At 67.1% G+C, this 7,269-nt stretch carries 7 protein-coding genes and 2 pseudogenes; 4 read left to right on the top strand and 5 right to left on the bottom strand.

The window, feature by feature from the left end; all coding sequences use genetic code 11:
• Positions 1-475, top strand: a pseudogene (locus tag F6X39_RS32065) (hypothetical protein); the annotation flags it as partial.
• Between the two features lie 12 nt (positions 476-487).
• Here the strand turns inward: F6X39_RS32065 and F6X39_RS32060 are convergent.
• A complete protein-coding gene (locus F6X39_RS32060; protein WP_018423463.1) occupies positions 488-1,162 on the bottom strand; it encodes an HAD family hydrolase in 675 nt (224 codons plus the stop codon).
• A 148-nt stretch (positions 1,163-1,310) separates the two neighbouring features.
• On the opposite strand from F6X39_RS32060, the pseudogene F6X39_RS32055 reads away from it, so the two are divergent.
• Positions 1,311-1,517, top strand: a pseudogene (locus F6X39_RS32055) (hypothetical protein); the annotation flags it as partial.
• Positions 1,518-1,561: 44 nt separating this feature from the next.
• Here F6X39_RS32055 and F6X39_RS32050 read toward each other — a convergent pair.
• Positions 1,562-2,443: a LysR family transcriptional regulator gene (locus tag F6X39_RS32050; protein ID WP_187619564.1), complete on the bottom strand. Its 882-nt coding sequence runs from the start codon at positions 2,441-2,443 to the stop codon at positions 1,562-1,564.
• A 120-nt stretch (positions 2,444-2,563) separates the two neighbouring features.
• Between F6X39_RS32050 and F6X39_RS32045 the strand changes: the two genes are divergently transcribed.
• On the top strand, positions 2,564-3,316 hold the full coding sequence (locus tag F6X39_RS32045; RefSeq protein WP_187619563.1) for a TerC family protein: 753 nt from the start codon (positions 2,564-2,566) through the stop codon (positions 3,314-3,316).
• Between the two features lie 7 nt (positions 3,317-3,323).
• The gene (locus F6X39_RS32040) at positions 3,324-3,584 is read left to right on the top strand and encodes a zf-TFIIB domain-containing protein (RefSeq protein WP_187619565.1); all 261 of its coding nucleotides are present in this window, start codon (positions 3,324-3,326) and stop codon (positions 3,582-3,584) included.
• Between the two features lie 47 nt (positions 3,585-3,631).
• Here the strand turns inward: F6X39_RS32040 and F6X39_RS32035 are convergent, their stop codons facing one another.
• Genes F6X39_RS32035 through F6X39_RS32025 form a run of 3 tightly spaced genes read right to left on the bottom strand, consistent with a single transcriptional unit; the run spans position 3,632 to position 7,264 of the window.
• Positions 3,632-4,264, bottom strand: a complete 633-nt coding sequence (locus F6X39_RS32035) for a DUF2894 domain-containing protein (protein WP_187619562.1) — start codon at positions 4,262-4,264, stop codon at positions 3,632-3,634.
• A complete protein-coding gene (locus tag F6X39_RS32030; protein WP_184025255.1) occupies positions 4,257-4,910 on the bottom strand; it encodes an OmpA family protein in 654 nt (217 codons plus the stop codon). The genes F6X39_RS32035 and F6X39_RS32030 overlap by 8 nt, the downstream gene beginning before the upstream one ends.
• The gene (locus tag F6X39_RS32025) at positions 4,907-7,264 is read right to left on the bottom strand and encodes a DUF802 domain-containing protein (RefSeq protein WP_187619561.1); all 2,358 of its coding nucleotides are present in this window, start codon (positions 7,262-7,264) and stop codon (positions 4,907-4,909) included. The genes F6X39_RS32030 and F6X39_RS32025 overlap by 4 nt, the downstream gene beginning before the upstream one ends.
• Positions 7,265-7,269 lie beyond the last annotated feature (5 nt).

Below are 7,269 nucleotides of genomic sequence, written 5' to 3'. Positions count from 1 at the left end.
GCCCGCCACAGCGGCCACGCCCGTGCCGAGCGTCACGCCCCAGTCGAGTCAGACCGAGAGCGGCCGCATCGATAACGCGGCGCCGCCCGCGGCCAATCCGGCCGCAGGCGCGCACGCCCCCTCGAAGTCGCAGTCGTACGCACAGCAAAAAGCTCAACCGAGGCCGCAGTACGGGCCGCGCATCGACCAGACCCATGCCCGCCGGCGCGACGACACGCACCCGAATGGCGCCAACCCGGTCGCCGCGATGCTGACGGACCAACTGGTCAAGGAATCGGCGAAACCCGACCCGTCGCTGCCGATGCCGTCCGGCGTCACCGTGCCGTTGCAGTCTGCCAATCCCCCGGGGGCTGGCGCGGGTAGCGGCCGCGGCACGAATCCGGTCGCGTCGGCGATGACCGATCGGCTCGTCCGCGAATCGTCGAAGGTGGGACCGACGCAGCCCGCCGCGGAGCCGCCCATCATCAAACCCTGAGCGACGCGGGGCTCACGGCCGCGACGCCACCTCGTCGAGGTGCGCGAGCAGATCGGCCGGATCGTCGTAGACGCGCAACGCCCCCGCGCGCTCCAGTTCCTCGGTGCCATAGCCGCCCGACAGCAGGCCGACACCGAGCGAGCGGCAGCGGCGGGCCGCAAGCATGTCCCAGATGCTGTCGCCGACCACGACCGTGTGCTCGATCGACACGCCGAGTCGCTCGGCCGCGGCGAGGAACAGGTCGGGATCGGGCTTCGCGTATTTGACGTCGTCGCGCGTGACGACGACCGCCTTTGCCGGATCGACGCCGAGCGCCGCCAGATTCAGCGCGGCGGTTTCCATCCGCCCGCTCGTCGCGACGGCCCACGGCGTGCCGGCCTGGGTCAGCGCGTCGAGCAGTTCGCGCGCGCCCGGCAGCGGACAGACCTGGGCGCGCATCCGCTGATAGGCGGCCGCATGCGCGTGCCGCAGCCGTTCGGCGCGTTCGACGCTGATCTCGCCGTGTGTCTCACGCAGCAACTGGTCCGTGAACAGCCCACCGCTCATGCCGATCTTGCGATGGATACGCCAGACGGACAGCGGGATACCTTCGCTGTCGAGCGCCTCTTTCCACGCCAGCACGTGCTGATAGACGCTGTCGACGAGCGTGCCGTCGAGGTCGAAAAGAAAGGATGTCTGGATGCGCATGCCGGCCTCCGGTGATGATGGGTTCAATCACTATGCCATGTGTCGATGAAACGGCCAGGGCGGCTCGTCGCCCTTGACGACGCTCACGGTCTCTACACGATGTGCGCAAATTCCCACAGATGGGCGCGTATTTGCCCCGATTTCGCTTTACCACGGTCTCACGTTCGAGACGATGAACTCGTTCGGCAACAAGGCCGGCAACTTCGCGAACAACCGCTCGTACGGCTTCGGCCTTTCGTACGCGCAGGGCCCGCCGGCCGATTCGGTGCTGTCGCACGCGACTCTCAACACGCTGCCGCCGACGTCGACGAATACGCGAGTCGCGGTGACGGTGGGCATACGTCACGCGTTCTGATCTCGCGCGGCGCAGGCGTGGCGCGCCGCGACAGTGCGATGCCCTCACGACTGCGCCGCCGCGATCACCTGCGACGCGAGCGCATGATGCTGGCCGCGTCGCGAGCGGATTGCGTGAATCTCCTCGATCACGCCGTCCGCGCGGCCGAGCCAGCGCAAGCCCCTCAATAACGTGAGATCTTCGGCGCCGAGCTCGGCGAGCGGAAACACGCCGAGCCCGCGCGCCGCGAACACCGCCATCAACGCGCTGTCCTCGAATTCGCCGACGACGCGCGGCCTGATTCCCTGAGACTCGAACCACTGGTCGAGCCGCGCGCGCAGCGCGCCGTGACGGGTCGGCAGCAGCACGGGCAGGTCAGCGAGACAGAGCGGAAAGCCGTCGCGCGCCGACTTGCGTGCGACCTGCGCGGGCCCGTACCAGTCGACCGGCGAGCCCGCGACGCGCTGGCTCAGCACGCGCAGATCCGCGCCGTGCGGCGCCGGCTGACAGGCGAGCACCAGATCGAGCCGATGCAGCGCAAGCTCCGACAACAGCTGCGCGGGCTCCCCCTCGTGACACAGCAGCCTGAGCGACGGCGTGGCCAGCACCGGCGCGAGCAACGCATGCGCGGCGAGCTTCGAAATCCCATCCGACAGCCCAACCGCGAGCCGCACCGAGTCCGCGCCGCTCGCTTCGCGCATCTCGTCGAGCAACGCCTCGCCCAGCTGGAAGATTTGCTCCGCGCGATCGAACGCCTGCTCGCCGGCCTCGGTCATCGCGACGCCGCGCCCGGCCGGCTTCAACAGCTGGCGCCCAAGCGCTTTCTCGAGCTCGCGCACCTGCGCGCTGATCGTCTGCACGGCCATGTCGAGCCGCCCGGCCGCGCGCGCAAAGCCGCCCTCCTTCACGACGAGCCAGAAGTAGTACAGGTGACGATAGTTGAGCATGCTAATCCGATACTTCGAAAAATCCGAAACGTTGTTGAGGTTATCACCGGTTCATTCGATCCGCGAATAGGCCCATGATGGCTGTTCCGCCGCTCGCGGCGCACTCGATTCCGCCACCTCATGGACTCCCTGTTCGCACTCGCTGCCGATCCCGCCGCGTGGGCCGCGCTCGTCACGCTGATCGTGATGGAGATCGTGCTCGGCATCGATAACCTGATCTTCATTTCGATCCTCAGCAACCGCTTGCCGGAAGCGCAACGCGCACGCACGCAGCGCATCGGGCTGCTGCTCGCGCTGGTGATGCGGCTGCTTCTGCTCGGCACCATCGCGTGGATCACGAAGCTGACCGCGGTCGCGTTCACGCTGTTCGATCATGGCTTTTCGTGGCGCGATCTGATCCTCGTCGGCGGCGGCCTGTTCCTCGTGTGGAAGGCGACCACCGAAATCCGTCAGCACATGATCCCCGATGACGAACTCGCCGCGAAAACCAGCTCGACCGTGCAGTTGACCGTGGCGGCCGCGATCGGCCAGATCATCCTGCTCGACCTCGTGTTTTCCGTCGACAGCATCATCACCGCGGTCGGCATGACCGAGCACCTGCCGATCATGTTCATCGCGGTGATCGTGTCGATCATGGTGATGCTGTTCGCGGCGCAGCCACTCGCGCGCTTCATCGATCGCAATCCGACCATCGTGATGCTGGCGCTGAGCTTCCTGCTCGTGATCGGCATGACACTGATCGCCGATGGTTTCGGCTCGCACGTTCCGAAGGCGTATATCTATGCGGCGATGGCGTTTTCCGCGTTCGTCGAGGCGATGAACATGCTCGCGCGGCGCGCGAAAACGAAACGTCTGGCAAGCAGCGAGGAGTGATGCCGTGATGAAATGCCCAATCAGCAAAACGACCGATCTGCTGATGACCGAGCGCCGCTCGATCGAAATCGATTACTGTCCGGACTGCCGAGGCGTATGGCTCGATCGCGGCGAACTGGACAAGTTGATTGCGCAGGATGACGGCGACGGCTCGCGGCGCGGCGAGCGTGCCCTGGAAAGCGAGCGGCAGCGTTACGAGGAGCGTCGCGACGAACATCGCGGCTATCAAAAGAAGCGCTCGATTTTCGATGTGTTCGACTTCGACTGAACGCTTCGGCGGCTTGGCGCACGCAAATTCCAGCCGCCGTTAGCGCATCAGCGCGCCTTCTTGCGAGCGCCCTTGCCGGTCGTCGCGGCGCGCGGCGCTTCCTTCTCGAGCGGTGCGCCGCCGTTCATCTGCTCGAACCACGACAGCGTATCGACATACGACAGAAATTGCTTCAGATATTCCGGCGACAGCTCGCGCATCAACGACAGCGCGCGATGTACGAGGCTGCTCGAATTGAGCGGTCCCGCATTGCCTGGCACCTGCGCGAGCGACTGGCGCAACTGCTTTTCGGTGCGGACTTTGGACCAGACTTCGCGGAAGTAGTCGACCGCGGGCAGATCGGGATAGGCGGCAGCGTGCGGAGCATCGGCGCGCGCGTGGTGGCGGGCGAGGCGTTCGATCAGCGCCGCGAGCGTGGCGTCGTTGGCCGCGTTGGCTTCACCGGACGTGGCTTGCGACGCGCTCTCGTCCGCAGCGGCACGCTCGACCTCGGCCGTATATTCGGCCAGCAGTCCTGCCAATCGTTGCTCGAGCACTCGTCGCGGCTCGCCGCTGTGCTGTGCCGCGCGCCGCGTAAGCGCGTCGAGCAGATGAAAGCGCACCGGATCGAGCCGAGCCGCGCCGCTCGCGCGCCATGCATCGAGCCTCGCGCGAGCCGCGTGGATCGCGTCGTCAAGCACCGGACTTCTCCGCTGCCGCCGCACTCGACGGCCGCGGCACCGGCGCGATTTCGACGCGGCGGTTTTTCGCGCGGCCGGGTTCGTCGGCATTCGAACTGACCGGCTGCTCCGAGCCGAACGCCGCCGCAAACACCGACGACGCCGACACGCCCTCGTCGATCAGCGTGCGCGTAACCGTCAACGCGCGCTGCGCCGACAGCTCCCAGTTATCGGCGAAGCGTCGATTGCCTTCGCGCAGGCGTTGATCGTCGGTGAAGCCGCTGACCATCAGAATCTGATCGCTCGCGCGCAGATACGCGGACAGCGGCCCGGCGAGACTCTTCAGCAGCGCGCGACCCTCAGGCTGCAGCTGGGCGGAGTTCAGCGCGAACAGCACGTTGCCGCTAATGCCGATGCGCCCATTGACGAGCGTCACGCGCCCCGCCGCGAGCGGTCCCGCGAGCGCCTGTTCGAGCGTCTTGCGGCGCTGCGTTTCAGCCTGGCGCTGCTTGACCTCCTGCTCGAGCTTGCTCGACAGTTCGAGCTGCACGCCGATCACGCTGACCAGAATCAGCACGAACGCGCCGACCAGCACCGACATCAGATCGCCGAACGAGGCCCAGATCGGCGCGGAGGTTTCCACACCGCCGTCGATGTCCTCGCTCATACCGCGTCGGCTCCGGCGGTCGCGCGCTGCGCGGCCAGCAACTGCAGGTCTTCGACGATCTGCTTCTGCGACATCACGCTGAGGTCGACCACGTCACGCGCCTGCGCGACGTAGTAGGCGAGCTGTTCGTCGCTGCGCGCGAGCGATTTGTCGAGCGCTGCTTCGATGCGTTCGAGATGTGCGACGAGCTTGTCGTTCGCTTCGCCGAACGTGTGCACTGCCGCGCCGAATGCTTCGCCGAGGCTCGCGACTTCGACCGCGCTGCCGGTGACCTGCGCGGCGACCGTGCCGAGCTTGCCGGTCTCGTGCTCGAGGTGTTCGGTGAAGCGATTGCCGACGCGTTCGAGCAGACCCGCCGACGTCGAGACCAAGGCATCGACGGCCGTGCGTTGCTCGGTCGACGCGTGGGTGACTGCGTCGAGCAGCGTCTCCAGCGTGGCGAGCAGACGACTGCGCTCTTCGAGCATCGCGGTGTCGCGGACCATGCTGTCGGAGAGCTTTTGGCGCAGCTCGGCGACGACTTCGGCAGCGGCCTTCGGCGCTTCCGACGCCGCTTGCACGAGGCGCTCGATTTCGGCGATCGTCGCGCTGGCATGCGTTTGCGTCTGCGCGGAGATATCGCGTGCGGTTTGCGCGAGTGCGTCGCAGATTTGCTGCTGACGGGTCGCGGTTTGCGAACCCGTTTGCTGCCATTGTTCGTCGAGCTTTGCGGTCATCGCGGCGAGTGCTTCGGTCCATGCAGCGAAGCGCTGTTCGTCGCGCGCGGCGAGTTCGGCTTGCAGGTTTGTCGCCGCCTTCGGTGCTTCAGCCGCGGCTTGAACCAGTCGATCGATTTCCGCGATCGTCGCGCTGGCATGCGTTTGCGTCTGCGTGGAGATATCGCGTGCCGTTTGCGCAAGCGCGTCGCAGATCTGCTGCTGATGGCTGGCGGCTTGCGCACCCCTCTGCTGCCATTGTTCGCTGAGCTTCGCACCCATCGCGTCGAGCGCCTCGGCCCACGCGCCCAAACGCTGCTCGTCGCGCGCGCTCAGTTCGGTCTGCAAGTTCGCATGCGAGCTACCGACCGCGCTCAGCAACGCCGCGACATGCTGCTCGAACGTCGCGGCGGCGCGCGCCAACGCCTGTTCGTTGTTGGCGGCGAGTTTGTCGCCCGCGCTTTGCTGCTGAGCCAACGCGTCGCCCCAGGCCTGCGACATGCCGCTCGCCGTCGCTTCGAGCCGCGCGGACACGCCGTCGAGCAGCGCGAGCGAGCGCTGTTCGAACGCTTCGGCAACGCGTTCGACCGAAGCGCGCTGTTGCGCGGCCAACTCGTCGCTCGCCTGCCGATGTCCGGCGAGCGCGCTGTGGCAAATCTCGGCGACGTTCGCGCTGGTCGCCGCGAAGCCGCTCGACATGCCGTCGAGCTGGCGCTGCACGGCCTGGGTCACCGCGTCGTGCAACGCGGCGGTGTCGCGCGAGAGGCCGGCCATCGTCGCTTCGACGACCGGCTGCAGGGCCTTGCCGGCGGCCTGCGCGCTGCCGGCCACGCTGTCCTTCAGCGACTGCTCGATCACACCGGCGAGCCGCAGATAGGCGGCTTCGGTGCGGCCGTAAAACGCGTCGAGGCTCGCTATCTGCCGCTCGTTCGACGCGGCGCTCTGCTGTTCGAGAGCGCTCATCATCGTCTGCAGACGTTCGACCAGCAGCGGCGTCGCTTCGGCCTGGCGTTGCAGCAGCCGGAAGCTTTCTTCGCGCTGATGGCTCTGCGAGTAGACGCGCAAAGTCGTCGCGATCTTCGCGTCGAGCTGTTGCGCCGCTTCGAGCCGCTCGCGGCGGGACAGCGCGGACAGCAGCCCGAGCATCGCGGACGTCGCGACACCCGCGATCGACGTGCCGAACGCGAAGCCCAGCCCCTTGACCGGCGCGGCCAGCGATGCGCGGATCGCCTGCAGGTCGCTCGCGCTCTCCAGCGCAAGGCCGGTGCCGCGCAGCGTCATCACCATGCCGAGCAGCGTGCCGAGCATGCCGAGCAGCACCAGCAGACCGACCAGATACGGCGTCAGCGCGGGTCCCGGTAACGCGACGCGCTCGCCTTCGACGCGCAGCCGCACGCTATTGCGCAGACTCGGATGGACAGCTTCGAGAAACGCGGCGAGGCTCGGCGGTGGTCCGGACAACGCGGCGAGCGCGCCTGTCAGCGTGGCGGTCGCCTGACCATAGCGGCGCAATTCGAGCGCGCCTAGCACGTAGAAGACGCCGATCAGCAGCGTGACGACGAACGCGAGCGGATTGGAAACGGCATAACCGACGGCGATCCAGCACGCCGCGGAGAGCCCCGCGAGAAATACAACGAGATCGATACGATATCTGGACATGGGGT

The sequence above is a fragment of the Paraburkholderia sp. UCT2 genome (assembly GCF_014397665.1).
In the GTDB taxonomy this organism is placed as follows: domain Bacteria; phylum Pseudomonadota; class Gammaproteobacteria; order Burkholderiales; family Burkholderiaceae; genus Paraburkholderia; species Paraburkholderia tuberum.
The sequence above is the reverse complement of the archived record's forward strand: the minus strand, read 5'-3'. Positions and strand labels throughout refer to the sequence as shown.